The organism is Vibrio sp. R10-SG3-ISO3 (genome assembly GCF_059834225.1).
Map to the genome: position 1 here is coordinate 1 of NZ_JCBDHE010000004.1, position 26,278 is coordinate 26,278.

Below are 26,278 nucleotides of genomic sequence, written 5' to 3' on the forward strand. Positions count from 1 at the left end.
ACTTCAGGCCGAGCGTGATGGTAAAACTCCCAGCAGCAAGGCTTTGACGCCTGAGCAGCAGAAGATTCAAGAGCTTGAGGCCCGCATCAACCGGCTAGAACGAGAAAAAGCGATTCTAAAAAAGGCAACAGCTCTCTTGATGGCGGACGAGTTCGAACGTACGCACTGATAGACCAGTTAAGAGAGCAAGAGTCCACTGAACTGGTCTGCTCCGCTTTTGGTATTTCCACGTCCTGTTTCTATGAGTACAAGGCCCGAAAACGTAGTGTCGATCCTGAGCGACTAAAACTCCGAAGTGAGCTTCGTCGCCTATTCAAGGCGAGCCGTGGTTCTGCAGGGAGTCGTTCGCTAAAGTCAATGATGCAGGAGCTGGGGTATCAGGTTGGTCGTTTCAAAGTGCGTAGCCTGATGAAAGAGGCAGGATTGTTGTCTAAGCAACCTGGCTCTCATTCTTATAAATCAGCGCAGATGGAACGACCGGATATCCCGAATCGACTAGAAAGGGAGTTCGACGTTGTCGAACCTAATAAAGTCTGGTGCGGGGATATCACATATATCTGGGCTGGCAGTCGTTGGCACTACTTGGCTGCTGTTATCGACCTTCATACCCGGCGAGTCATAGGTTGGGCGATGTCAGAAAAGCCAGATGCAGACTTGGTTGTGAAAGCCCTAGATATGGCTTACCAGCAACGAGGATGCCCTCGTGGAGTCATGTTTCACTCAGACCAAGGTAGCCAATATGCGAGCCGGAAGTTCAGACAACGGCTATGGCGTTATCAGATAACACAGAGTATGAGTCGCCGTGGCAACTGTTGGGATAATGCGCCAATGGAGCGCTTGTTCCGGAGCTTAAAGACAGAATGGATCCCATCAACAGGCTACATGACTGCTCGAGAAGCGAGACGAGACGTGGGTCTGTTTTTGATGGATTACTACAACTGGCAGCGCCCGCATCAGCACAATGATGGGGTGCCGCCCGCTAAAGCCGAGAATCGGCCTAACAAAGTGTCCGGATTTAGTTGACCACTACAATGTAGCGGCAATTATTAGAGCGTCAGCTTTGATTATTGTGCTGTTCATTTAACCTTTAGAGGGGAGGATTGCAATCCTCCTCTTTATAAATCTTCAAACTGCCACTCCAAACATAACAAACGCTTTAAGACGGATTCGCAACGCTCGGCGGTTTTGGTTTGAGTTAGCTTTTGTGGTTACGGCGCAATAATTAAATGCCGTGTAAGCGTTGCTCACCACTTAAGCGGGCGTTAGTTTACCAGTGAAGATCATCACCCTAAATCCAATCCTAGGGTGAAATCTTAATTACAGGTGGTTCTGCGGAAGTTGTGATTGACCGAGTACAGCAACAACTAAAATGAAGCCATCTTCTTTTGTAAAGTAAGCGGTATGCTTGCCCACTGGGAAATAAAAACCACTTGGGTATATCTCATCGCAACTGCGACCAACAGCCGGGTTGTCAGCAAGCATTTGAAACCCTGTTAGTAAGGTATCTTTGTAGCTTCGCCATTGCATCTCAGAGAAATTGTTGACGGTATAGTTTTTGATTTTTTGTAAATGAGCCTGTGCTAATTTACTTAGCTTATATTTATTCTTTTGCATAATGGGTTATAAGGCGTTTAAAAAGTCTTCGCCATCAACCACATTGCCTTGCGCCAAGTCTTGCTTAGCTGACTCGAAACAATGTCTCAGGTAATCAGTTTTCATTGCCTCCAGCTCTTCATAGTCCTTAATCGACATAACAACTACGGCATCTTTGCTATTTTTGCTAATTTTCACTGGCTCACGTTGAGCGCTCAGAAGTAATTCACCAAAATTACGTTTGGCATCATTTGCTGTTAATGTGTGCATGGTTACTCTCCAAATCTGGAATCACAGTAAGATTATAGTTGTTCGCATGAAATGGTCAATATGATTAAATCGTGTGATTTGTGCGGAAGGTAAACTAACAAGCAATTTAAGAGGGATTCTCAACGCTTGGCACTTTTGCTTCTACTTCAAATTTAGTGTTTATGGCACAATTCGTTAGGTTTGGGTGTAGGCGTTGTTCACCCCTTAATTGGGCGTTATAAGCCCCACTAGTATATTGATCCATCAAAAGGTAGTTGAAATGGTTCTAGATATTCCATCTAAAGATGATTTTTTCAACATGGGTGATTCATTGTTGAATTCCTGACCTTTCCCCGAGATTAATACCACCGCCTCGATGAAGTTTCCCATGTTTACGCCACTTGATTGGCATAATCAATTGGCGACATATAATTTAGAGAGCTATGTGGTCGAATATGGTTATAGTGCTCTCTCCATAGATTTATTTCGTAACGTGCTTCATCCAGAGTGCGGAACCAGTGTTGATTGAGACACTCATTTCTGAACTTGCCATTTAGGCTCTCCACAAAGGCATTTTGAGTCGGTTTACCTGGTTGAATAAAGGCGAGTGTTACCGACGTTGTCTTTGACCAAAAGAACATGGCTTTGCTGGTAAATTCCGTCCCGTTGTCGCAAACAATGTTATCTGGCTTGCTGCGCACCTCGGTTAGTTGAGTTAAAAAACGGGCAACTTGTTGGCCACTGATTGATAGGGACACCAGCTGCCCAATGAGTTCTCGTGAAAAATCGTCAACGACATTGAGCACACGAAAACGTCTACCATTGATCAATTGGTCAGAGACAAAGTCCATCGACCAGCGTTGATTGGCTCTTGTGGGTGAATTCATAACTAGTCTCGGGCGCTGTAGCTTTTTGCGCTTCTTCGTTCTGACTTGCAGTCCTTCCTCAGTGTAAATACGATACGTGTGCTTCTTATTCACAACTAAGCCCTCTGCTTTTAGTAAACTGTGCAGCATCAGATAGCCATAACGGGAATATTGAACGGCTAACGCTTTTAAACGTTCTCGTAAGGCCCTATCTACAGGGTTTTTAGCTTTGTATCGAAACGCCGTTCGACTCAAACAGGCAAGCTTACAGGCCGCTCTTTCACTCAGTCGGTGAGTGTCAATAAGGTATCGGGCAATAAGCTTTCGAGAAGATGGCGTTACCACTTTTTTGACACAACATCCTTCATTGCTTCGACTTCAAGCAACTTCTCCGCGAGGAGCCGCTTAAGCTTATTGTTCTCAGATTCAAGCTCTCTCAGCCTTTTGGCTTCATTCACTTCTAGCCCTGCATACTTGCTGCGCCAGTTATAAAAAGTGCCCGATGATATCCCCATGTCGCGACAGATGTCGTCAACCTTAGCGCCCGCTTCATGCTGTTTAATCGCCTTGATGATTTGCTCTTCCGTGTATCGCTTTTTCATTTTGAGATCTCCATTAGTTCTAGTGTATTAGAAATCTCATCAAAGTCATGGTGTTAATTTAGGGGGAAAGCTCACCACCAGCCTTCTCGCCACCTAAGTTGGCTCACTCACGGCGCTCTGCTCGGTTGGCGAAACTGTTTCACTCGGAGAAAATAGGTTGCGGTAAATAAACAAAAGCCCCGAGCGAACTCGAGGCTTTATCTAGCGATTCAACGCACAATCATACTAGCGACGGCTGCTGCGTCTCACGAGCTCAATGACTTTCAATTGAGCGACCGCTTTCGCCAGCTCAGCCGCAGCTTTCGCGTAATCAACGTCACCGTGAGGTAGGTTGATCAGCTCTTCTGCACGCTGTTTTGCTTCTTCCGCTTTTGCTTTGTCTAGGTCTTCACCTCGAACAGCGGTATCCGCCAAGATGGTGACATCGTGAGCCTGTACTTCAAGAATACCGCCCGAAAGGTAAATAATTTCTTCCTCACCTTTCTTTGTTACGATGCGAACCATACCAGGACGAATCAGCGTCAACAACGGAGTATGACCCGCTAAAACACCGAGATCACCCTCTTCACCTGAAACTTGAATGCTGCGAGCATAGCCAGAGAAAATACGCTCTTCGGCACTCACAACGTCTAGGTTAAAGGTCACTGATGCAGTCATAACGCCTCCTTAAAGTCTTCGCTTACATCTTCTTCGCGTTTTCTAGAGCGTCGTCGATGCTTCCGCAGTACATAAATGCCTGCTCAGGAATATCATCATACTCACCAGAAAGAAGACCTTTAAAGCCACGAAGTGTCTCTGTAAGAGGTACGTATACACCCGGGTCACCCGTAAAGACTTCCGCTACGTGGTAAGGCTGAGTCAAGAAACGCTCAATCTTACGTGCACGAGATACGACTTGCTTATCTTCTTCAGATAGCTCGTCCATACCTAGGATAGCGATGATGTCTTTCAGCTCTTTGTAGCGCTGAAGTGTCTGCTGAACGCCACGAGCGATGTCGTAGTGCTCTTGACCAACGACCAATGGGTCAAGCTGACGAGACGTTGAGTCAAGTGGGTCGATCGCTGGGTATAGACCCATAGCTGCGATGTTACGGTTAAGTACAACCGTTGCATCCAAGTGCGCGAACGTGGTGGCTGGAGACGGGTCAGTCAAGTCATCCGCTGGTACGTATACCGCCTGTACAGACGTGATAGAACCCGCTTTTGTTGACGTGATACGCTCCTGAAGTACACCCATCTCTTCTGCAAGAGTTGGCTGGTAACCTACTGCAGAAGGCATACGACCTAGCAGTGCAGATACTTCCGTACCCGCCAGCGTGTAACGGTAGATGTTATCAACGAACAGTAGAACGTCACGTCCTTCGTCACGGAAACGCTCAGCCATCGTTAGACCTGTCAGTGCAACACGTAGACGGTTGCCTGGTGGCTCGTTCATCTGACCGTAAACCATCGCAACCTTTGATTCTTCAGGTTTTTCGATGTTTACTACGCCCGCTTCCTGCATTTCGTAGTAGAAGTCGTTACCCTCACGAGTACGCTCACCTACACCCGCGAATACAGAAAGACCAGAGTGTTGTAGTGCGATGTTGTTGATAAGTTCCATCATGTTAACGGTCTTACCTACACCTGCACCACCGAATAGACCGATTTTACCACCCTTAGCGAATGGACAAACTAGGTCGATTACTTTTACGCCGGTTTCTAGAAGCGCTGTCTCGTTTGATTGCTCTTCGTAGCTTGGCGCTTGACGGTGGATAGAGTAAACCTCTTCTGCACCGATTTCGCCACGCTCGTCAATCGCGTCACCTAGAACGTTCATGATACGACCTAGGGTCTTAGTACCTACTGGTACTGAAATTGGAGCGCCTGTGTTAACCACTTCCACTCCGCGACGTAAACCATCAGAGCTACCCATTACGATACAACGAACTACGCCACCGCCTAGCTGTTGCTGAACTTCAAGAACAAGACGCTCTTTTGAGTCCGTAACGTTTAGAGCGTCATATACACTTGGTACATCGCTCTGTGGGAACTCTACGTCGACTACCGCACCGATGATCTGTACGATCTTACCTGTAGCCATCGTTAATCCTCTAAATTTAATCTGCCTAAATTACACTGCTGCCGCACCAGAAACGATCTCGGATAGCTCTTGTGTAATCGCCGCTTGACGGGCTTTGTTGTACACAAGCTCTAGTTCATCGATCAAGTTTCCAGCATTGTCAGATGCTGCTTTCATAGCAATCATACGAGCAGCCATTTCGCACGCTAAGTTTTCAACCACAGCCTGGTACACCTGAGACTCGATATAACGAGACATCAAGGTATTGAGCAGAACCTTTTGGTCTGACTCAAACATATAGCTCCACGCATGCTTGAACGACTCATCGTCACTCATGGACTTAGGCAAAGGTATTAATTGATCAATTTTGGGTTGCTGTGTCATTGAGTTCACAAACTCATTGAACACTAGGTACAAGCGATCGATTTCACCCTCTTCATACTTCTTAAGCATGACTTTGATAGAACCGATCAGATCATCTAATGATGGCGTGTCTCCCAAACCTGAGGTTTGAGCGACAATCTTCGCACCTATGCTATTGAAGTAAGATGTGGCTTTTGAACCGATCACTGCCAGCTCAATCTCTACACCTTGATTCGACCAATCGTTCATCTCCTTGACGGCTTGCTTGAACAAGTTAATGTTCAAGCCGCCACAAAGACCACGATCGGTCGATACCACAATATACCCAACGCGCTTAGCGCCACGTTCTACAAGGAATGGATGTTTGTATTCCAAGGTACCGTGCGCTAAATGACCAATGACTTTACGTATTATTTCAGCGTAAGGACGAGGGCCTTCCATTGCATCTTGCGTACGACGCATTTTGGAAGCCGCTACCATTTCCATCGCTTTCGTGATTTTTTGAGTGCTTTTGACACTACCAATCTTGCTACGAATTTCTTTTGTATTGGCCATCGTTACTCTCCGTTAATTACAAAACTTGCTTGTAATTACCAAGTTTGGGTTGCTTTGAAATCATCAACCAAGGCTTTCAGTTGAGCTTCGATTTCATCGTTGTAAGCGCCAGACTTGTCGATCTCAGCTGCAAAATCTGCATGCTGAGCACGAGCATACGATAGTAGAGCACCTTCAAAGTCGAGGACTTTGTTGAGCTCGATATCATCGAGATAGCCACGTTCCGCCGCGAAAATAGACAATGCTTGGTCAAACACTGACATTGGCGCGTACTGCTGCTGCTTCATCAATTCAGTCACTTTCTGACCGTGATTTAGCTGGCGTTTGGTCGCTGCATCAAGATCCGATGAGAACTGAGCAAAGGCTGCCAATTCACGGTATGCCGCCAATGCAGTACGGATACCACCTGACAGTTTCTTGATGATTTTCGTCTGAGCCGAACCACCTACACGAGATACTGAGATACCTGGGTCAACCGCTGGGCGTACACCCGCGTTGAACAGTTCAGTTTGTAGGAAGATCTGACCGTCGGTAATCGAGATTACGTTGGTCGGTACGAATGCCGATACGTCACCCGCTTGAGTTTCGATGATAGGTAGCGCAGTCAAAGAGCCTGTCTTACCTTTCACTTCACCGTTGGTGAAACGCTCTACGTACTCTTCGTTTACTCGCGCAGCGCGCTCTAGTAGACGTGAGTGGAGGTAGAATACGTCACCCGGGAAAGCCTCACGGCCTGGTGGACGTTTTAGGAGTAGAGAGATCTGACGGTAAGCAACCGCTTGTTTAGACAGATCATCGTAAACAATCAGTGCATCTTCACCGCGGTCACGGAAGTACTCACCCATCGCACAACCTGCGTATGGCGCTAGGTATTGAAGCGCTGCAGATTCAGAAGCCGATGCTACGACAACAATCGTGTTCTGCAGTGCGCCGTGCTCTTCTAGTTTGCGAACCACGTTAGCAATGGTCGATGCTTTCTGACCAATCGCTACGTAGATAGAGAAAATACCCGAGTCTTTCTGGTTGATGACGGCATCGATCGCCATCGCCGTTTTACCAGTCTGACGGTCACCGATGATAAGCTCACGCTGACCACGACCGATTGGGATCATTGAGTCAACAGACTTGTAACCGGTTTGAACAGGCTGATCAACCGATTTACGGTCGATAACACCTGGTGCAATCACTTCAACTGGTGAGCTCAGTTTCGCATCGATAGGACCTTTGCCATCAATTGGTTGACCCAGTGTGTTAACCACACGGCCAAGCAGCTCAGGGCCTACAGGTACTTCAAGGATGCGTCCAGTACCCGTCACTTTCATCCCTTCTTTAAGGTCTGCGTACGGGCCCATCACTACAGCACCAACAGAGTCGCGCTCTAGGTTTAATGCCAATGCAAAACGATCACCTGGAAGCTCGATCATTTCACCTTGCATCACATCTTCAAGACCGTGAATGCGGAGAATACCGTCACTTACAGAGACGATCGTACCCTCATTACGAACTTCAGACACGACATTGAATTTTTCAATGCGCTGTCTAATCAGTTCGCTAATTTCCGTGGAATTAAGTTGCATTGCTCCAATTCCCCTAATTTAAGACTTAATAACGTCTTTAAGACGAGTTAAACGGCTAACGAGTGAGTTATCCAACACAGTATCGCCATCACGGATAACCGCGCCGCCGATCAAGTGCGCATCAACGATACAGTTTAATTTCACTGTGCCACCAAAACGCTGTTCAAGGCTGGCGATAAGCTGCGACTTTTGCGCTTCAGACAATTCAGTAGACGTCGTAACCGTCACCTCTTTCGTGTTTGAAGCCTTGTCTGCCAGTTTCTTGTACTGCTGATAAATATCACTTAACGCTGAGGTGCGACGATTCTCGATCACCACTTTCAAAAAGTTTTGAAAGGGTTCATCAAAGTATTCCCCGCCAACATCAACATACAATTGCACTAGTTGCTCAGGCTGCAAACTCAAAGCAGCGGTCTTTAGCTCTTTTACTGAAGACATCTCTTTGGCAAATGCAAGCATCTGTGACCATTGTTCAATGGCACTATTATCACTCGCAAAGCCGTATGCAGCCTTAGCATATGGTCGAGCAATAGTTGTCAAATCCGACATACTGATGCCCTCTTGTTATAGTTTTGCTGAAATACTATCAAGGATGTCTTGATGTGCAGCTGGATCAATAGAACGCTCGATCACTTTCTCTGCGCCAAGAATCACTAAGCTCGCCACGTCTTTCTTCAGCTCATTGCGCGCACGCAATGTTTCTGCTTCCAGCTCAGCTTTACCTTGAGAAAGAATATGATCTCGCTCGACAGTAGCTTCGTTGCGGGCTTCATCCAAAATCTGAGCTTTGCGTTTATTCGCTTGCTCGATGATTTCTAATGCTTGTTTCTTCGCGTCTTTCAGCTGGTCTGCCGCATTGTGCTTGGCAAGCTCTAACGCTTTGTCCGCACGTGCAGCCGACTCTAGACCTTCAGAGATCTTCTTTTGGCGTTCTTCAATAGCAGCAATTAATGGTGGCCACACGAACTTCATGCAGAACCACACAAAAATTAGAAATGCTATTGCTTGTCCCAGCAGAGTAGCATTGATATTCACAATGACCCTCCTTTACCTATTCTTAGTTTCGAAACATCGAAACGACGTATCATGAATGAATAAGAGAGGTCTATTACAGTGCGAATAGCATGTACATAGAGATACCAACACCGATCATTGGAACCGCATCCAATAGACCCGCGATGATGAACATGTTGGTTTGTAGAACAGGCGCCATTTCAGGCTGGCGAGCAACTGACTCAAGGAACTTACCACCAAGGATCGCGAAACCAAAACCTGTTGCGATAGCACACATGCCTAGTAGTAGACCTACAACCAAATAAATTTCCATAATTATCTCCAAATCAGATTTGATAAAAAAGTTAGGTAAAAATTAATGTGAATCGTTACTTGCCATGCTGAGGTAAACAACAGTCAGCATTGTAAAAATGAAGGCTTGTAAAACAATTACTAATATGTGGAAGATTGCCCAAATGACGTGCGCGACGACACCTAATCCACCCAATACAACACCAGCACCGTAGGTCACAGCGATCAGAATAAAGATCAACTCGCCCGAGTACATGTTGCCGTAAAGACGTAAAGAAAGAGACACCGGCTTAGCCAGCAATGAGACACTTTCCAAAACTAAGTTGAAAGGAATTAACGCTTTATTGTTAATTGGGTGAAGCGTAAATTCTTTCACAAATCCTTTAAATCCTTTGTACTTGATGTAGTAAACCACCGTCAGTACTAGGACACCTAATGCAAGTGCTAGCGTGATGTTTAAGTCAACCGTTGGTACGATCTTAAAGTACTCAAAGCCAGCCGCCCCCATTAGATGAGGAATAAAGTCAACGGGTACTAGATCCATCAAGTTCATGAGGAAAATCCACACAAACAAGGTGAGAGCTAGTGGTGCGACTAATTTATCACGACCATGGAAAGCATCTTTTACAATGGCATCGACTTGCTCTACGACCATTTCGATAAAACATTGCAGCTTACCAGGCGTGCCTGTGGTTGCATTTTTTCCGACACGATAAAACAACCACAAAAATAGTGCACCTAGACCAACAGAGAACAACAATGAATCCCAATGTAAGGTCCAGAACCCAGCGTCGGCACAACCATAGTTGGTTGCTACGCCACCATCAACCACACAAATCTTCGCGTTGGTTAGGTGGTGCTGAATATATTCCTGCGGAGTATCAGCCATGGTTAATCCCATTTTTATGAAAAAATAAAATTGGTGATAACCAGAAGATCAGCAGTGTGAGCTTGTAACCTGTAAAGAACGCCCCTGGTTTGAGGAACTCGTTGACAGAAAACACCAACACAAACATCACTATGGTAAACACCAGCTTTAACGCCCATCCCACCATCAGGAAGCCAAGAAGAACTTTCCCATCGGACCCTGGTTTAGGGAAAAACGTAAACAGGGCATAAATGTAATTACCCATCACCGCGATAAAGCCGCCTTTTAAAACAAAGCGAGCCGTTTCAGGGCTGATCATCACATAAGCCAAGCTCCCGATGAGGAGCACAAATATCAGCTGGAGGTGGACGAGTCTAAAAGCAGCTCTTCCTTGCTTGCTTCGATTTGCACTAAACATCAAAAGCACCTGTTTCTGTATCTAACACCGCATTGATCACAGTCAATGCATGGTGAAAAAAAGCACGAAAATTATATAGTTCTTACCCAAAAACACAATAATTGCTTCGGTGATAAGCTTTATTCCTACTAGGAAGTGTGAGCTAGGAAGCGGAATCGATGTTTTGTAGTTGTTTTAACATCGATTGAAGTTGCTCATTGTCTGCAAAGTTGATGACAATTTTACCATCGCCTTTTGTTGACATTTGTAGGGCAACTTTTGTGTTTAATTGTTCAGACAAATGCTTTAACGACAACTCCGTCGTGTTATCAATTTCTGGTTTTGGCGTGGTTGATTCAACTTCGCCCTGGAGCGTCTTTTTTACTAAGTTTTCTGTTTGACGCACCGTCAGTTTTTTCTTGGCAACGTGATTGGCGAGAGCCACTTGCTGCGTGGCTTCTAACGCCAGTAACGCGCGAGCATGGCCCATCTCAATCAATTTGGCCGACATCAAGGCTTTCACTTCATTGTCTAACTGGTTGAGTCTTAACAAGTTACTCACAGTGGTGCGTGACTTGCCAATCGCATCCGCCACTTGCTGATGAGTCAATTCAAATTCGTCTTGAAGACGCTCCAATGCTTGGGCTTCTTCAATTGCATTGAGGTCTTCGCGCTGAATGTTTTCAATCAATGCCATCGCAACCGCCGCACGGTCTTCGACATTTTTGACCACGCAAGGCACTTGCTTGAGACCGGCTTTACGCGCCGCACGCCAGCGACGTTCGCCAGCGATGATTTCGTATTTGTCCGCCTCAACCTGACGCACAACAATCGGCTGGATAATCCCTTGCGACTCTATCGATGAGGCCAACTCTTCGAGCGCTTCAGGCTCCATCTCTTTGCGGGGCTGATACACGCCCGGTTGTAACGCATTGATACTCAGTTCAGTCAAATGCCCATCGGACGACAACGCTTGGCTATTGAGCGCACTTTGCTGTTTCTCACGCGCCAGTGAGCTGGTCGATAGCAGAGCGTCAAGCCCTTTACCTAAACCACGTTTAGACATAAGACGGAATCCTTCGGTTGATTATGCGGGTACTTCTTCGCGGCGAAGCATTTCTCCAGCAAGGGCAAGGTACGCTTTTGCGCCCGCTGAATACTTGTCGTAATACATGGCAGGTTTGCCATGACTCGGCGCTTCGGCCAAGCGAACATTTCGGGGAATAACAGTGCGGTACACTTTGTTGCCAAAGTGCTTTTTGAGTTGATCGGACACTTCATTCGAGAGGCGATTACGCGGGTCATACATGGTGCGTAACAAGCCCTCGATTCTTAGATTTTCGTTGACGACAGCAGCGAGCTTGCTGATTGTATCCATCAATGCCGTTAACCCTTCTAACGCGAAATACTCGCACTGCATCGGAACCAAGACGGAATCAGCTGCAGCCATAGCATTGATTGTAAGAAGGTTTAGCGACGGAGGACAATCGATAAAGATGAAATCATAGTTATCACGAACGGAGGATAAGGCGTGCTTGAGACGCACTTCGCGGGCAAACACTTCCATTAATTTGATTTCTGCGGCGGTGACATCACCGTTAGCCGCGATCAAATCGTAATTGCCAGACGTCTTACGACAGACCACCTCTTCGAACGGTACGTCTTCAACCAGCAGTTCGTAGGCAGTGGCGTCGACTTGGTACTTATCAACACCGCTTGCCATGGTTGCGTTTCCTTGCGGGTCGAGGTCAATGACCAACACTTTGCGCTTAGTCGCAGCCATAGATGCGGCTAAGTTGACACAGGTCGTTGTTTTACCCACGCCACCTTTTTGGTTAGCAATTGCTACGATTTTTCCCACAGTGAACCTCGCTATTAATCCTTGCGCGATAAGATTACTAGATGACGCTCGCCTTCCAACTCTGGAACATTCAAAGCTTTGATCTCGCTCACAGAACACCAGTCGGGCAATTGTTCAATCTCATCCTGAGGCAATTGACCTTTCAGCGCCAGAAACACGCCTGACTCCGCTTTTGGAAGGTGATGACACCAACTGACCATGTCTACCATAGAAGCGAATGCGCGACTTAGAACAGCGTCAAACTTCTCTTCTGGTTGAAACTCTTCGACGCGACTTTGAATCGGCGTCACGTTTTTTATCCCCAGCTCATGCAGCACTTGTTTGACAAAGCGAATGCGTTTGCCGAGACTGTCGAGCAAATAAAAGGTTTTGTCTGGGTGCATGATCGCCAAGGGGATCCCTGGCAATCCTGGGCCAGTGCCGACATCGATAAAGCGCTCACCAACTAAGTGAGTACTCACAACAATGCTATCCAAGATGTGTTTAACTAACATCTCAAACGGGTCACGCACTGAGGTCAGGTTGTAGGCTTTGTTCCACTTGTCCAGCATTGCCACATAGCCCACCAACTGCTCGCGTTGTGCATCAGAGACCTGCAAGTCAGTGGTCGCGATCAGCGCATCGAGTTTGTCACGTAGTGCGCTCATGCCGCTTCCTCACCTTTTTTCAACATACCGTGCTTTTTCAAATGCACCAACAAAATGGAGATCGCGGCTGGCGTAATACCTGAGATACGAGAAGCAATACCAATCGACTCAGGTTTGGCTTCTGACAGCTTGGCAATCACTTCGTTCGACAAACCTTTCACTTGTCGGTAATCCAAATCGAGCGGCAACTTGGTGTGTTCATGACGCAATGATTTCTCAATCTCGTCTTGCTGACGCTTGATGTAACCTTCGTACTTGACTTGAATTTCCACTTGCTCTGCCGCTTGCTGATCATCCAGCGCGGGGTGGAAGGTCTCTAGCGAGGTCAGCTGCTGATAGGTGATTTCTGGGCGACGAAGAAGATCTTCACCGCTTGCCTCACGCACCAACGGAGTTTTCAGCAGATCGTTCAGCGCATCGACCCCCGCCGATTTCGGGTTGATCCAGATATCTTGTAGGCGCTGACGCTCTTTTTCCATCTGCTCGATCTTTTGATTGAATCGCGTCCAACGCGCCTCACTCACCAAGCCCAATTCATGCGCTTTTTCGGTCAAACGCAGATCGGCGTTGTCTTCACGCAGCAGCAAACGGTACTCGGCGCGCGAGGTAAACATACGGTAAGGCTCTTTCGTGCCCATGGTTGAGAGGTCATCAATCAACACGCCCATGTAGGCTTGGTCGCGTCGCGGGTTCCAACCTTCTTTGCCCTGGCTGTGCAAACTGGCGTTCAAACCGGCCATCAAACCTTGTGCCGCCGCTTCTTCGTAACCGGTGGTACCGTTAATCTGGCCTGCAAAGAACAGACCAGAGATAAATTTGGTTTCATAGGTTTGCTTGAGATCGCGAGGGTCGAAGAAATCGTACTCGATCGCGTATCCCGGACGCACGATGTGCGCGTTTTCAAACCCTTTCATTGAACGCACGATTTGTACCTGAACATCAAACGGCAAGCTGGTGGAAATACCATTGGGGTAGAGTTCGTGTGTCGTTAAGCCTTCCGGCTCAATGAAAATCTGGTGGCTGTTCTTATCCGCAAAGCGCATCACTTTGTCTTCAATCGAAGGACAGTAACGTGGCCCAATCCCTTCAATCACCCCGGCGTACATCGGGCTACGATCGAGGTTGTTGCGGATCACTTCGTGGGTGCTCTCGTTGGTGTGCGTGATGTAACACGGGATCTGCGCCGGATGTTGGCGACGATCACCTAAAAACGAGAATACCGGGGTCGGGTTGTCACCGTGTTGCACTTCTAGCTGTGAAAAATCCACACTGCGTGCATCGATGCGCGGAGGCGTACCGGTTTTCAAACGATCAACGCGGAACGGTAATTCACGCAGACGATCCGCAAGCGCGATCGATGGTGGATCCCCAGCGCGGCCACCAGAAGCGCTTTCCATGCCAATGTGGATCTTGCCACCTAGGAATGTCCCGACGGTGAGTACCACTGCTTTGGCGCGAAACTTGAGACCCATTTGAGTCACCACACCGACCGCCACTTCGTTCTCAACAATCAGGTCATCCACCGATTGTTGGAATAGGGTTAGGTTTGGCGCGTTTTCCAACGCATGGCGAACATACGCTTTGTACAAAGCACGATCCGCTTGAGCGCGAGTGGCGCGTACCGCTGGGCCTTTGGAAGCGTTGAGTGTACGAAATTGAATACCTGCGTGGTCGATGGCTTGTGCCATCAAACCGCCCATTGCATCGACCTCTTTGACAAGATGGCCTTTACCGATCCCACCAATGGCAGGGTTACATGACATCTGTCCTAGGGTGTCGATATTGTGCGTCAGCAACAGCGTCTTTTGACCTGTACGTGCAGACGCGAGGGCGGCTTCCGTTCCTGCATGACCGCCACCGACAACGATGACGTCAAAGTTTTCGTGATAAAGCATGAACTGACCTCAGGTATTCAATCAAGCAATAGAAAAGTTAAAAGAGCGTTATTCTACCTTCTTTCCAAGGGAGAGAAAATGCTTTTGACGCTTTTGTCTTAAAGGGCTGAAACTCTTATATATATAAGATCTATATATATGATCTTTTATTAGATCTACTATTAGGATCGACGATCTCTGTGGATAACTAGAAAATGATCAACTAGATCATGGATCTTTTTATGATCATATCATGTGATCTTACCTTGATCTGATCGAGGATTACCTGGGATCAAAATCGATGGTTATACACAGGGGTTGGCAAAGGTAAAAGTTGTTATTTGGATAACTAAAGGAAGATAACGGGATATCATCTTAGTTATCCACAGACACTTTGGCTAAAAAAGCAGCGAACAGTACGAGAGGAAAAGAGAAGGTGAGGTGAACAGCGGCCAATATTGCGCACAATACTGGCCGAGGAGGGGGATCAGAAACGGTCGATATGAGTTTCTAGCCAGGCTTGTGCCGCATCTTCTGGTACGTCATGGCTAAGGACATCAATCGTCACGCACTCCGCGAGCGGCGTGGCACCTATGTCTTCCAATAAGGTGTAGGCATGTTGGCCTGCTGCGCAAAAGGTATCGTAGCTCGAATCACCAATCGCGATCACCGCATAGTTGACGTTCGCCATATTTGGCGGCGTGTTTTGCAGCGCGGCAATGAAGGGCTGAATGTTGTCTGGGTATTCGCCCGCACCGTGGGTTGAAGTGATGATGAGCCAAGTGCCTTGTGCCTCTATCTCATTCAGAACCGGTTGGTTGTGGATTGTGGTTTCAAAGCCTTGTTCAATCAGCAGATCACTAAGGTGATCGCCCACGTATTCGGCTCCGCCTAAGGTACTGCCTGTTATTATGTGGATCATGGGTTTTCCTTACGCCAATAAAAAGCGCGACCGTGTGCCGCGCATTGTGAGTTATTTACCGATACAGAATGAAGAGAAAATTCTGCCTAGTAGATCATCAGAGCTGAATTCGCCAGTGATCTCATTGAGATGTTGCTGAGCGATACGCAGCTCTTCTGCGAGGATTTCTCCGGCCATGTAGCCTTCAAGTTGCTGCTGACCGATATCGAGGTGCTCGGCCGCTTTGGCGAGTGCATCGAGATGGCGGCGGCGGGCCATAAAGCCACCTTCACTGCTGCCGGAGAAGCCCATACAGGCTTTCAGGTGAGTGCGCAGTGCATCGACGCCAGCGCCCGTTTTTGCGGACAAGCGGATCAGCGTCGGTGTGTTCACATGGCAGATCCCAAGTTCCTCGCCTGTTTGATCGGCTTTATTGCGGATCACGGTCATGCCGATGCTGTCGGGCAGACGATCGACAAAATCCGGCCAAATCTCTTTGGGATCGGTGGCGTCGGTGGTGGTGCCATCGACCATAAATAGCACACGATCCGCTTGGGCAATTTCATCCCAAGCGCGCTCGATACCGATTTTTTCCACTTCATCCGACGCATCACGCAGCCCAGCGGTATCAATAATGTGCAAAGGCATGCCGTCAATGTGGATGTGCTCGCGCAGCACGTCACGCGTTGTGCCTGCAATGTCGGTCACAATCGCAGATTCCTTGCCTGATAGCGCATTGAGTAGGCTGGATTTACCGGCGTTAGGTCGACCAGCGATCACCACTTTCATCCCTTCACGCATGATGGCGCCTTGGTTGGCCTCTTTGCGCACAGCTTCTAGGTTGTCGATGATGGTTTGCAGATCGGCGGCGACTTTACCATCGGCGAGAAAATCGATCTCTTCCTCGGGGAAATCAATCGCGGCTTCAACGTAGATACGCAGATGAATCAGTGACTCGACCAGGGTATTAATTTGGCCCGAGAACGCGCCCTGAAGCGATTGGAGCGCCGATTTAGCCGCTTCTTCTGAGCTCGCATCAATCAAATCGGCGATCGCTTCGGCTTGCGCCAAATCGAGCTTGTCATTTAAAAACGCGCGCTCGGAAAATTCCCCTGGGCGTGCGATGCGAATCCCCGGAATATCGACGATGCGTTTGATCAGCATGTCCATCACGACAGGGCCGCCATGCCCTTGCAGTTCAAGGACATCTTCGCCCGTGAACGAGTGGGGATTGGGGAAATAGAGTGCAATGCCTTGGTCTAGTTGGCTGCCATCTTGGGCCATAAACGGCAAATATTCGGCGTAGCGAGGACGCAGTGATTTACCGGTCACCGCGATAGCCACTTGCTCGGCAAGCGGGCCTGACACGCGAATGATGCCGACACCGCCTCGGCCTGGGGCGGTGGCTTGGGCTACGATGGTCTCTGTGGTCATAAGATTATCTCTATGGTCAATAAACAGCGAATTAGGCGCTGAATCTGTATGGCGCAATGGTCGTCAGCAAATTGTAAACAGCGCAAAACAAAAAGGCGACCTTTTGGCCGCCTTTTGATGATGCTTAGCTGTTACTTCGAATGTAAGCCTTTTTTCTCCAGCGCCTTGTAAATGAGCGTTTGCTGGATAAGTGTTACCACGTTCGAAACCAACCAGTAAAGCACTAGGCCAGACGGGAAGAACAGGAAGAAGAAGGTAAACATCACCGGCATAAAGGTCATGATCTTCTGCTGCATTGGGTCTGTCACTGTGGTTGGGCTCATCTTCTGGATGAGGAACATCGACGCACCCATCAGTAGTGGCAAGATGTAGTATGGGTCTTGCGCAGAGAGGTCGTGAATCCAACCGAAGAACGGCGAGTGACGAAGCTCGACCGATTCCATCAATGCCCAGTAGAGGGCGATGAAGATCGGCATCTGGAGAATAAGCGGTAGACAGCCACCCAGCGGGTTCACTTTCTCTTTCTTATACAGCTCCATCATCTCTTGGCTCATGCGCTGACGGTCATCACCGATACGCTCACGCATAGCTTGCAGCTTAGGCTGAAGCATACGCATTTTCGCCATTGAGGTGTATTGGGCTTTGGTCAGTGGGTACATGGCACCACGGACAATGAACGTGAGGATCATGATAGAGACACCCCAGTTCACCGCAAAGCTCTGAATGAAAGAGAGCAAAGTGTGCAGTGGTTTAGCGATGAACCATAGCCAACCGTAATCGACCACCAAGTCTAGGTTAGGTGCCGTTTCTGCCATCGCGTCTTGCAGTTTTGGCCCCACCCACAGCGTGGCGTTGAATTGCGCAGACTCACCATCAGCGATGGTTTTGTTTGGCATGCGAACGCCGATGTCGCCCATATTACCGATCACGCGAGTGTACAGATTGGTGCCAGGTTCGTTTCGTGGGATCCATGCACTCGCAAAGTAGTGTTGGATCATCGCTGCCCAACCTTGACCATTCGGTAAGGTAATCGACAGATTACGGCTTTGCATATCATCGAAGCTGTACTTTTTGTAACGGGTGTCGTCACTGGAGTACGCACCGCCACGGTAAGTTGGCATAGTGATGCTGCCACCATCGTCCATCAGGTTTTGACGAAGATGCGCGTACATACCAAAGGTCGCGTTGTTACCTGATAGGTTACGAACATCAAATTCGACATCCACTGCGTAGCTGTCACGCTTTAGGATGTAGGTTTTGGTGTATTCAAGACCGTTGGCCGCGTACGTCATTGGAATGCGTAGCTCATCTTGACCTTCTGCCAAGGTAAAGCTGTCGGCATCAACGGCGTATTGCGGACGATTCGAGCTGCTTAGGTCAATGCCCTGTGGGCCAACAAGGCCACTTTGAGCGATGAACTGGTGGCCCGCTTCGTTTTTGAGAAGAACGAATGGATCGGCGGAATCAAGTTCAGCGGAGTACTGGTTTAGGTCTGCATGAACCACATCACCACCTACCGTATCAATGGTTAACGTCAAAACGTCAGTGGTTACGGTGATGGTTTTTGCTGAAGCTTGTTGTGACGGTGCGGGATCAAGCTCATCTGCAAAAGATGGTGCAGGTAAAGTACTGCTTGATTGTGCCTGCTCAACCGGCTGCGGTGCTGGGTTCTTTGCGACTTGCCATTGTTGGAACAAGAGGAAAGAAACCAGTGCTAGCGCGATTAACAGGATATTACGTTGAGAATCCATCGTTATTTATCTCTGTCTTGTGTTTGGGCTGGTGGAACGGGGTCATAGCCACCTTCATTCAAAGGGTGGCATTTTAATAGACGTTTGCTTGATAACCAACACCCTTTTACAAAACCGTGAGCTTTCAACGCTTCAATGGCATAGGTAGAACAGGTTGGAGTAAAACGACAGCGCGGCCCAATAAGAGGACTAATCAGGCCTTGATAGAGACGGACCAGCCCGATGGCTAGCCACGTGAAGGGCGAGACAGACGCTGCCATAATTTATCAAACAGGGCGAAAATTTCATCATTGCTGAGATCTTGCGCGCTTTTCTTGGCAATAACAACAAAATCTTTATTAGGAAGTTGGTGTTGTTTGTTACGAAAACTTTCGCGAGCAAGGCGTTTAAAGCGATTACGGCCAACGGCAGTTTTGATTTGCTTTTTAGGTACCGCAAGTCCCAGTCTTGGATGGGAAAGGGTATTGTTACGGGCAATGATGGTGAAATGAGGTGAGCCAGCTCGGTGAGCTTGCTGGAAGACATTTTGATAATGCTCGGGAGTTAACAAACGTAACTCCCGATTGAACGCGTACGTATTCAAAATAAAAAATTATTTTGACAGGCGCGCACGGCCTTTAGCACGACGTGCATTAATTACTTTACGACCGTTCTTAGTTGCCATGCGAGCACGGAAGCCGTGAGTACGCTTGCGCTTTAGAACTGTAGGTTGAAAAGTGCGTTTCATGATAATTACCTTTACTGATCAGTAGTTTTAGGTCGATGTTAACCCGGCGTGGGTCAAAGCGTCTTCTTTATTAAGATAAGGAGGACAAACCGACGCCTCTCAACAAAGAGGCGGAATTGTAATCACTGTCACATTAAGAGTCAATGATGAAATTCCGCGCCGGGGGATTATACGTAGTGTGAGCAAAATCTCAAGGATCAAAGGATCCTTATCGGCGATCCTTGTCGCTGTTTACCGGTGATCCCTTTCAGCGGTAGTTACTCAGCGCCTACCTGTCTTAAGAACTTCTTCAGCCTTGGATCTTGTGGGTGATTGAAGAGTTCATCTGGCGATCCCTGCTCAACAATATGGCCTTCAGCCATAAAGATCACGCGATCCGCCACTTCTTTTGCAAACTGCATTTCATGAGTGACCACCAGCATGGTTTGGTGCTTGGTGGCGAGATCTTTCATCAGTTGTAATACCTCACCCACCCATTCAGGGTCGAGGGCTGAGGTGGGTTCATCAAACAGCAGCAGTTCCGGTTGCAGCGCCATCGCTCGACCAATGCCGACCCGTTGCTGCTGACCACCAGAGAGGGCCGCTGGGTAGCTGTCGCCTTTGTCACTAAGGCCAATATCGTCGAGGATTTGCTGCGCGCGAGCCAGCGCTTGCTCTTTTTTCCAGCCACGTACGGTAATCAGCCCTTCGGCAATGTTTTGTCTGGCGGTCATATGGGCAAACAGCGCGTAGTTTTGAAACACAAAGCCGGTTTTGCGCCTTAGGGCTAACACGTCCGATTTGGTGTGTTTGGCACTGTCGACCGTGACATCATCAATGGTGATGGTGCCTTGATCGGCATTCTCCAGGAAGTTTACACAGCGCAGCAGCGTCGATTTGCCGGTACCACTTGAGCCGATGATTACGATGATTTCGCCCTGTTTGATGTTGAGATCAATCCCTTTGAGTACTTCGCTGTCACCAAAGCGCTTATGAATATTGGTCAATGTAATCATCGTACGTACGCCTTATTGAGTTTCGCTTCTGCCCAAATCTGCACGCGGGTCAAAATGACCACCACGCCCCAGTAAATCAGCGCAACCGCCAAAAACGCTTCGAAAAAACGAAAACTGGATGACGCTTCCATCTGCGCTTTGGCCATGATCTCGGCCACGCCAAGGGTAAAAGCAAGCGAGGTCGATTTGATCATGTCGATAAAGTAGTTCATCAGCGATGGCAGCGCTACGCGCGTTGCTTGCGGCAAAATAATGCGGCGCATGGCTTGAGGTGTCGTCATACCCACCGACAAGCTCGCCTCCATTTGGCTGCGATCGATGCCGATGATGGCGGCGCGAATGCTCTCTGCCATATAGGCGGCAAAGTGGAGCGTTAAGCCAATCACTGCGGCGCTAAAGGCATCGAGTCCCACCAATAAAGGAAAAATTTGTGGCAGGCCATAATAAAGAAGAAACAGCTGCACCAACAGCGGCGTACCACGGAAGAAGCTGATATAGAGCTGACTCAACTGATCGAGCACCGGGACGCGAAATACGCGAATATTGGCCAATATCACGGCTAAAATTAGTGAAAACACCAAACCCCAAGTGGCCATTTCCATGGTGGTGCCAAGGTACTTGAGCAGTATTGGCATCAGGTTGAGCATGTAATTAAAGTCGAATCCCATTACGTATCCCAATGACTAAGGCGAGAAAAACAAAACCCACTGCAAGCAAGAGAGCAGTGGGTTTTTTCGTCAATCCGAAACGGATTTATGGAGGCGGAGCCGATTACTGAGTAATGTCAGCGCCAAACCACTTTTGAGAAATTTGCTCTAGTGTACCGTCAGCACGCATTTCTGCCAGTGCTTTGTTCACTTCTGCTTGCAGTTTTTGGCCGTTCTCATTGTTCACAAATGGCCATGCGTTTTGAATGGTTTCAAACGGCTGACCGGCTAATTGTAGCGGTAGGCCCGTTTTTTTGATTAGCTCAAGTGCAGAGAGACGGTCCATAACAAACGCATCCGCGCGGCCTAGTGCCACATCGTGTTCGATACCTGTGTCGTAGGTTTTGATGTTGATTTTGCCGTCTTTGTCGTAGCTGCGTAGCAGTTGCTCAAAGTTTGAACCTAGGTTCACCGCAACGGTTTTACCTGCGAGATCTTCCACGCCTTGGATGTCGTCGTTACCTTTACGCACGGTGATTTGCGCACCATCTACGACGTATGGGTCAGCAAACAGGTATTTCGCTTGGCGCGCTTCTGTCATGGTGATCTGGTTTGAGATGGTGTCGATGCGGCCCGTCTCTAAAAGACCAAACAGACCTGAGAAGTTGGCGGTCACGTATTCCACTTGATAGTCGTTACGTTTGCCAATCTCATCCCATAGATCCACTTCAAAGCCTTGCAGCTTGTCTTGCTCAACGAAGGTGAACGGGAAGTAACGGCCAGACATACCCACTTTGACCTCAGTCGCAGCTTGAACGGTGGCAGCAGAAAGTGCGATAACGGCAACAGCCGCTTTAATCCAGTTTTTCATTTTACAACTCCTAAAATTTATAGGGAGAAATACTACTGTCATCCTTGTCATTTAGATAAATAACAAGTTGCCATAATCTAGATGGATGCGGAATAAGATTATAGCTGTGGATAATCATTGACGCTCTATTGATGGGGTTGGGGCGACTTCTGGCGCCGAGATCCGCAAAATATGATCGCTGTGAAACTATTCATTCACAGAGTTATCACCAGATCGACGATCCTGCGATCATTGCGCCATTGTGGATCAATTTGTGGGTAAAAATGGGGCAGGGTGTGATGATCTCACCAATAATGGCAGAAATATTGTGAATAACTTCGATCTTATTCACTGGATCCTCGATCAATCGCTGGCGATCTCGGTTATCAACAGGTAAAATTGCCAGTCTTTTCCGATCATAGAATTACGAGTGAGGGCATCGTGTCATCTTCGCTTTGGTTGCAATGTTTGCAACAGCTTCAAGAAGAGCTTCCAGCAACTGAATTCAGCATGTGGGTCCGTCCTTTACAAGCTGAGCTCAACGACAATACTCTCACTTTATTTGCGCCCAACCGTTTTGTCCTTGATTGGGTTCGCGATAAATACCTCAACAGCATCACCCGTCTTTTGCAGGAATATTGTGGCAACGATATTCCTCATTTACGTTTTGAGGTGGGCAGTCGCCCTGTGCAAGCGCAGGCACCTGCACCCAAACGCACCCCGGCCGATGTGGCGGCGGAATCGTCAGCCCCGGCACAATTGCAGGCGCGTAAGCCTGTGCATAAAACCTGGGATGATGACCCGCAAGCGATGGCAGACATCAACCACCGCTCTAATGTGAACCCCAAGCATAAGTTCAACAACTTTGTTGAAGGTAAATCGAACCAATTGGGCTTGGCGGCGGCACGTCAGGTGTCGGACAACCCAGGCGCGGCGTACAACCCGCTCTTTCTGTACGGCGGTACCGGTTTGGGTAAAACCCACTTGCTGCACGCCGTGGGCAATGCGATTGTCGACAACAAACCCAACGCGAAAGTGGTTTACATGCACTCAGAGCGTTTTGTGCAAGATATGGTGAAAGCGCTGCAAAACAACGCGATTGAAGAGTTCAAACGTTACTACCGCAGTGTGGATGCCCTCTTGATCGATGACATTCAGTTTTTTGCCAACAAAGAGCGTTCACAAGAAGAGTTCTTCCATACCTTCAACGCCTTGCTTGAGGGCAATCAGCAGATCATCTTGACCTCGGATCGCTACCCGAAAGAGATCAACGGCGTAGAAGATCGCCTGAAATCCCGCTTCGGTTGGGGATTGACGGTCGCCATTGAACCACCTGAGCTTGAAACGCGCGTCGCCATCTTGATGAAAAAAGCGGAAGATCACCAAATCCATCTGGCCGATGAAGTGGCGTTCTTTATTGCTAAGCGCCTGCGCTCCAACGTTCGTGAGCTTGAAGGGGCGCTCAATCGGGTGATTGCGAACGCCAACTTTACGGGTCGTCCTATTACGATCGATTTTGTGCGTGAAGCTCTGCGTGATCTGCTTGCCTTACAAGAAAAGCTGGTCACCATCGACAATATTCAAAAAACGGTCGCGGAATACTACAAAATCAAAGTGGCGGATCTGCTCTCGAAGCGCCGCTCTCGTTCGGTTGCGCGACCTCGTCAATTGGCGATGGCGCTGGCTAAAGAGCTGACCAACCACAGCTTGCCAGAGATTGGCGATGCCTTTGGTGGCCGCGATCATACGACCGTACTTCATGCGTGTCGTAAGATTGAACAACTGCGTGAAGAGAGTCACGATATTAAAGAGGATTACTCCAACTTAATCCGTACTCTTTCTTCGTAAATCGCGCTATTCTAACGGTTTATATTCATGGCCAAGGTAGGGCTCAATCCCTTATCGTGGCCATGTTTGTTCTCTTCGCCAACAACAAGATTTCTTTAAGAGCGTGCTATGAAATTTTCCATTCAACGTAGTCATCTGCTGAAACCACTGCAGCAAGTCTCAGGGGCGTTAGGTGGCCGTGCCACTCTACCTATCCTTGGTAACTTATTGATCAAAGTAGTGGACAACCAACTGACGTTGACGGCGACGGATTTAGAAGTCGAGCTGGTCAGCCGTGTGCAGCTTGAAGGTGAATTTGAAGCGGGCAGCGTGACTGTCCCGTCGCGTAAGTTTCTTGATATTTGCCGTGGACTGCCTGATGACGCGGTGATCACATTTGTTTTAGAGGGCGATCGCGTGCAACTGCGCTCTGGTCGTAGTCGTTTCTCTCTCTCTACACTGCCAGCCAGCGATTTTCCAAACATTGAAGATTGGCAGAGTGAAGTCGAACTCTCCCTGACGCAAAGTGAACTGCGTGGACTAGTAGAAAAAACGCAGTTTTCGATGGCGAACCAAGACGTGCGTTACTACCTCAATGGCATGTTGTTTGAGATTGAAGACACCACGCTGCGCAGCGTGGCCACCGATGGTCACCGTATGGCGGTCGCGCAAACTCCGCTGGTCGGTGAGTTTGCCAAAAAGCAGATCATCGTGCCGCGTAAAGGGGTGCTGGAATTAGTCAAGTTGCTGGATGCGCCAGAGCAACCTGTGGTGTTGCAAATTGGTAGCTCAAACCTGCGCGCTGAGGTCAACAATTACGTCTTTACCTCTAAGCTGGTGGACGGTCGTTTCCCTGACTACCGCCGCGTGATGCCACAAAGCACCACCAAAACATTGGAAGCGGGCTGCGATGAGCTGCGCCAAGCGTTCTCGCGTGCGGCGATCCTCTCGAATGAGAAGTTTCGTGGCGTGCGCGTTAACCTCGATGGCAGCGAAATGCGCATTACCGCCAACAACCCAGAGCAAGAAGAAGCGGAAGAGATGCTCGATGTTCACTTTGACGGCGAGCCGATTGAGATTGGCTTTAACGTCAGCTATGTGCTGGATGTGCTTAATACGCTGCGCTGCGAGACCGTGAGAGTCTCAATGTCTGATGCCAACGCCAGTGCGTTAATTGAGAACAGCGTCGATGACAGTGCCATGTACGTGGTGATGCCGATCCGACTCTAGCATGCCGCTCTCTCGTCTTGTTATTAAGCAATTTCGCAATATCAAAGCCTGTGATATCTCGTTATCATCAGGCTTTAACTTTCTTATTGGCCCGAACGGCAGCGGGAAAACCAGTGTTCTGGAAGCCATTTATTTACTGGGCCACGGTCGGTCGTTCAAAAGCAGTTTGACCGGGCGAGTGATTCAAAATGACCATGATGAGCTGTTTGTTCACGGTCGTTTTTTGAACTCGGATCAATTTGAGCTACCCATTGGCATTAATAAGCAGCGTGATGGCTCAACAGAGGTTAAAATAGGCGGTCAATCTGGGCAAAAGTTAGCCCAGTTGGCGCAAGTGTTACCACTGCAACTGATTCATCCTGAAGGGTTTGATCTGTTGACCGATGGGCCGAAACATCGCCGTGCATTTATTGATTGGGGCGTATTTCATACCGAATCGGCCTTTTATGATGCATGGGGGCGTTTTAAGCGCCTAAACAAACAGCGCAACGCACTGCTGAAAACGGCGCGTAGCTATCGAGAGCTCAGTTATTGGGATCAAGAGATGGCGACACTGGCGGAAAACATCAGTCGTTGGCGTGGTGAGTACGTTGAGCAATTGACGCACAAAGCCGAAGAGATATGCCGGGCATTTTTGCCTGAGTTTGATATCTCGCTCAAGTATTATCGTGGTTGGGACAAAGAGACGCCATACCAAGCGATTCTCGAGAGCCACTTTGAGCGCGACCAGGCGCTGGGTTACACCTTCAGTGGCCCAAACAAGGCGGATTTACGCATTAAGGTAAATGGTACGCCAGTGGAAGATGTCCTGTCTCGGGGTCAGTTAAAGTTGATGGTGTGCGCGCTACGCGTAGCACAAGGCCAACACCTGACTGAGATGACGGGCAAGCAATGCATCTACTTGATAGATGACTTTGCCTCTGAATTAGACAGTCAACGTCGCAAGCGTCTTGCCGATTGCTTGAAACAGACGGGGGCTCAAGTTTTTGTCAGCTCTATTACTGAAAGCCAAATCAGCGACATGCGTGATGAAAATGGCAGGATGTTCCATGTGGAACATGGCACAATAGAGCAAAATATATAGCGGAAGATAACTC

28 protein-coding genes and 1 pseudogene are annotated in these 26,278 nt (G+C 48.4%); 4 read left to right on the forward strand and 25 right to left on the reverse strand.

What is annotated here, in order from left to right; all coding sequences use genetic code 11:
• Window positions 1-1,023, forward strand: a pseudogene (locus AC6R1A_RS00420) (IS3 family transposase); the annotation flags it as partial.
• Between the two features lie 294 nt (window positions 1,024-1,317).
• Here the strand turns inward: AC6R1A_RS00420 and AC6R1A_RS00425 are convergent.
• The 25 genes from AC6R1A_RS00425 to AC6R1A_RS00545 all read right to left on the reverse strand — a co-directional run bounded on the left by AC6R1A_RS00425 (window position 1,318) and on the right by AC6R1A_RS00545 (window position 22,145).
• On the reverse strand, window positions 1,318-1,614 hold the full coding sequence (locus tag AC6R1A_RS00425; RefSeq protein WP_500633626.1) for a type II toxin-antitoxin system RelE/ParE family toxin: 297 nt from the start codon (window positions 1,612-1,614) through the stop codon (window positions 1,318-1,320).
• 6 nt (window positions 1,615-1,620) lie between these two features.
• Window positions 1,621-1,863 carry a type II toxin-antitoxin system Phd/YefM family antitoxin gene (locus tag AC6R1A_RS00430; RefSeq protein ID WP_000557295.1) on the reverse strand — a complete coding sequence of 81 codons (243 nt, stop codon included), beginning with the start codon at window positions 1,861-1,863 and terminating at the stop codon, window positions 1,621-1,623.
• Between the two features lie 371 nt (window positions 1,864-2,234).
• Window positions 2,235-3,310 (reverse strand): IS3 family transposase gene (locus AC6R1A_RS00435; protein ID WP_500633422.1). Its coding sequence is split into 2 segments (ribosomal slippage): window positions 2,235-3,061 and window positions 3,061-3,310, totalling 1,077 coding nucleotides; the frame shifts between segments, so codons are not numbered across the junction.
• A gap of 225 nt (window positions 3,311-3,535) precedes the next feature.
• Window positions 3,536-3,967, reverse strand: coding sequence for a F0F1 ATP synthase subunit epsilon (locus tag AC6R1A_RS00440; protein ID WP_487902950.1), 432 nt, complete (start codon window positions 3,965-3,967; stop codon window positions 3,536-3,538).
• A gap of 22 nt (window positions 3,968-3,989) precedes the next feature.
• Window positions 3,990-5,393 (reverse strand): F0F1 ATP synthase subunit beta, encoded by a 1,404-nt coding sequence (gene atpD / locus AC6R1A_RS00445; RefSeq protein WP_334555544.1) that lies wholly within the window; start codon window positions 5,391-5,393, stop codon window positions 3,990-3,992.
• 30 nt (window positions 5,394-5,423) lie between these two features.
• Entirely contained in the window at window positions 5,424-6,290 is an 867-nt protein-coding gene (gene atpG / locus AC6R1A_RS00450; RefSeq protein ID WP_334555543.1) for a F0F1 ATP synthase subunit gamma, read from the reverse strand.
• Between the two features lie 35 nt (window positions 6,291-6,325).
• The gene (gene atpA, locus AC6R1A_RS00455; RefSeq protein ID WP_500633423.1) at window positions 6,326-7,867 is read right to left on the reverse strand and encodes a F0F1 ATP synthase subunit alpha; all 1,542 of its coding nucleotides are present in this window, start codon (window positions 7,865-7,867) and stop codon (window positions 6,326-6,328) included.
• 18 nt (window positions 7,868-7,885) lie between these two features.
• Window positions 7,886-8,416: a F0F1 ATP synthase subunit delta gene (locus tag AC6R1A_RS00460; RefSeq protein ID WP_487902951.1), complete on the reverse strand. Its 531-nt coding sequence runs from the start codon at window positions 8,414-8,416 to the stop codon at window positions 7,886-7,888.
• Window positions 8,417-8,431: 15 nt separating this feature from the next.
• Entirely contained in the window at window positions 8,432-8,902 is a 471-nt protein-coding gene (gene atpF / locus AC6R1A_RS00465) for a F0F1 ATP synthase subunit B (RefSeq protein WP_487902952.1), read from the reverse strand.
• Between the two features lie 73 nt (window positions 8,903-8,975).
• Complete coding sequence (gene atpE / locus AC6R1A_RS00470) at window positions 8,976-9,194, reverse strand: F0F1 ATP synthase subunit C (protein WP_334555539.1); 219 nt, start codon at window positions 9,192-9,194, stop codon at window positions 8,976-8,978.
• A 42-nt stretch (window positions 9,195-9,236) separates the two neighbouring features.
• Window positions 9,237-10,061, reverse strand: a complete 825-nt coding sequence (atpB, locus tag AC6R1A_RS00475; RefSeq protein ID WP_334555538.1) for a F0F1 ATP synthase subunit A — start codon at window positions 10,059-10,061, stop codon at window positions 9,237-9,239.
• On the reverse strand, window positions 10,054-10,458 hold the full coding sequence (locus AC6R1A_RS00480) for an ATP synthase subunit I (protein ID WP_334555537.1): 405 nt from the start codon (window positions 10,456-10,458) through the stop codon (window positions 10,054-10,056). Before AC6R1A_RS00480 ends, atpB begins: the two co-directional genes overlap by 8 nt.
• A gap of 142 nt (window positions 10,459-10,600) precedes the next feature.
• Window positions 10,601-11,503 (reverse strand): ParB/RepB/Spo0J family partition protein, encoded by a 903-nt coding sequence (locus tag AC6R1A_RS00485; RefSeq protein ID WP_500626268.1) that lies wholly within the window; start codon window positions 11,501-11,503, stop codon window positions 10,601-10,603.
• A 21-nt stretch (window positions 11,504-11,524) separates the two neighbouring features.
• On the reverse strand, window positions 11,525-12,298 hold the full coding sequence (locus AC6R1A_RS00490) for a ParA family protein (RefSeq protein ID WP_334555535.1): 774 nt from the start codon (window positions 12,296-12,298) through the stop codon (window positions 11,525-11,527).
• A 14-nt stretch (window positions 12,299-12,312) separates the two neighbouring features.
• A complete protein-coding gene (gene rsmG / locus AC6R1A_RS00495) occupies window positions 12,313-12,945 on the reverse strand; it encodes a 16S rRNA (guanine(527)-N(7))-methyltransferase RsmG (protein WP_500633424.1) in 633 nt (210 codons plus the stop codon).
• The gene (mnmG, locus tag AC6R1A_RS00500; RefSeq protein ID WP_500633425.1) at window positions 12,942-14,840 is read right to left on the reverse strand and encodes a tRNA uridine-5-carboxymethylaminomethyl(34) synthesis enzyme MnmG; all 1,899 of its coding nucleotides are present in this window, start codon (window positions 14,838-14,840) and stop codon (window positions 12,942-12,944) included. The genes rsmG and mnmG overlap by 4 nt, the downstream gene beginning before the upstream one ends.
• Window positions 14,841-15,306: 466 nt before the next feature.
• Window positions 15,307-15,741 (reverse strand): FMN-binding protein MioC, encoded by a 435-nt coding sequence (mioC, locus tag AC6R1A_RS00505; RefSeq protein ID WP_500633426.1) that lies wholly within the window; start codon window positions 15,739-15,741, stop codon window positions 15,307-15,309.
• A gap of 51 nt (window positions 15,742-15,792) precedes the next feature.
• On the reverse strand, window positions 15,793-17,154 hold the full coding sequence (mnmE, locus tag AC6R1A_RS00510) for a tRNA uridine-5-carboxymethylaminomethyl(34) synthesis GTPase MnmE (RefSeq protein ID WP_500633427.1): 1,362 nt from the start codon (window positions 17,152-17,154) through the stop codon (window positions 15,793-15,795).
• Window positions 17,155-17,285: 131 nt separating this feature from the next.
• Complete coding sequence (gene yidC / locus AC6R1A_RS00515) at window positions 17,286-18,905, reverse strand: membrane protein insertase YidC (protein ID WP_487902958.1); 1,620 nt, start codon at window positions 18,903-18,905, stop codon at window positions 17,286-17,288.
• A gap of 2 nt (window positions 18,906-18,907) precedes the next feature.
• The gene (gene yidD / locus AC6R1A_RS00520) at window positions 18,908-19,165 is read right to left on the reverse strand and encodes a membrane protein insertion efficiency factor YidD (protein ID WP_334555529.1); all 258 of its coding nucleotides are present in this window, start codon (window positions 19,163-19,165) and stop codon (window positions 18,908-18,910) included.
• Complete coding sequence (gene rnpA, locus AC6R1A_RS00525) at window positions 19,132-19,455, reverse strand: ribonuclease P protein component (RefSeq protein ID WP_334555528.1); 324 nt, start codon at window positions 19,453-19,455, stop codon at window positions 19,132-19,134. Before rnpA ends, yidD begins: the two co-directional genes overlap by 34 nt.
• Window positions 19,456-19,497: 42 nt before the next feature.
• Window positions 19,498-19,632 carry a 50S ribosomal protein L34 gene (rpmH, locus tag AC6R1A_RS00530; RefSeq protein ID WP_005378825.1) on the reverse strand — a complete coding sequence of 45 codons (135 nt, stop codon included), beginning with the start codon at window positions 19,630-19,632 and terminating at the stop codon, window positions 19,498-19,500.
• A gap of 257 nt (window positions 19,633-19,889) precedes the next feature.
• Window positions 19,890-20,627, reverse strand: a complete 738-nt coding sequence (locus tag AC6R1A_RS00535; RefSeq protein WP_500633428.1) for an amino acid ABC transporter ATP-binding protein — start codon at window positions 20,625-20,627, stop codon at window positions 19,890-19,892.
• Entirely contained in the window at window positions 20,624-21,295 is a 672-nt protein-coding gene (locus AC6R1A_RS00540) for an amino acid ABC transporter permease (protein WP_334555526.1), read from the reverse strand. Before AC6R1A_RS00540 ends, AC6R1A_RS00535 begins: the two co-directional genes overlap by 4 nt.
• A gap of 103 nt (window positions 21,296-21,398) precedes the next feature.
• Window positions 21,399-22,145 carry an amino acid ABC transporter substrate-binding protein gene (locus AC6R1A_RS00545; RefSeq protein ID WP_334555525.1) on the reverse strand — a complete coding sequence of 249 codons (747 nt, stop codon included), beginning with the start codon at window positions 22,143-22,145 and terminating at the stop codon, window positions 21,399-21,401.
• A gap of 420 nt (window positions 22,146-22,565) precedes the next feature.
• Between AC6R1A_RS00545 and dnaA the strand changes: the two genes are divergently transcribed.
• From dnaA to recF, 3 genes are all read left to right on the forward strand, one after another.
• Window positions 22,566-23,972 carry a chromosomal replication initiator protein DnaA gene (gene dnaA, locus AC6R1A_RS00550; RefSeq protein WP_500626274.1) on the forward strand — a complete coding sequence of 469 codons (1,407 nt, stop codon included), beginning with the start codon at window positions 22,566-22,568 and terminating at the stop codon, window positions 23,970-23,972.
• 108 nt (window positions 23,973-24,080) lie between these two features.
• Window positions 24,081-25,181, forward strand: coding sequence for a DNA polymerase III subunit beta (gene dnaN, locus AC6R1A_RS00555; RefSeq protein ID WP_500626275.1), 1,101 nt, complete (start codon window positions 24,081-24,083; stop codon window positions 25,179-25,181).
• 1 nt (window position 25,182) lies between these two features.
• Window positions 25,183-26,265 (forward strand): DNA replication/repair protein RecF, encoded by a 1,083-nt coding sequence (gene recF, locus AC6R1A_RS00560; RefSeq protein ID WP_334555522.1) that lies wholly within the window; start codon window positions 25,183-25,185, stop codon window positions 26,263-26,265.
• Window positions 26,266-26,278 lie beyond the last annotated feature (13 nt).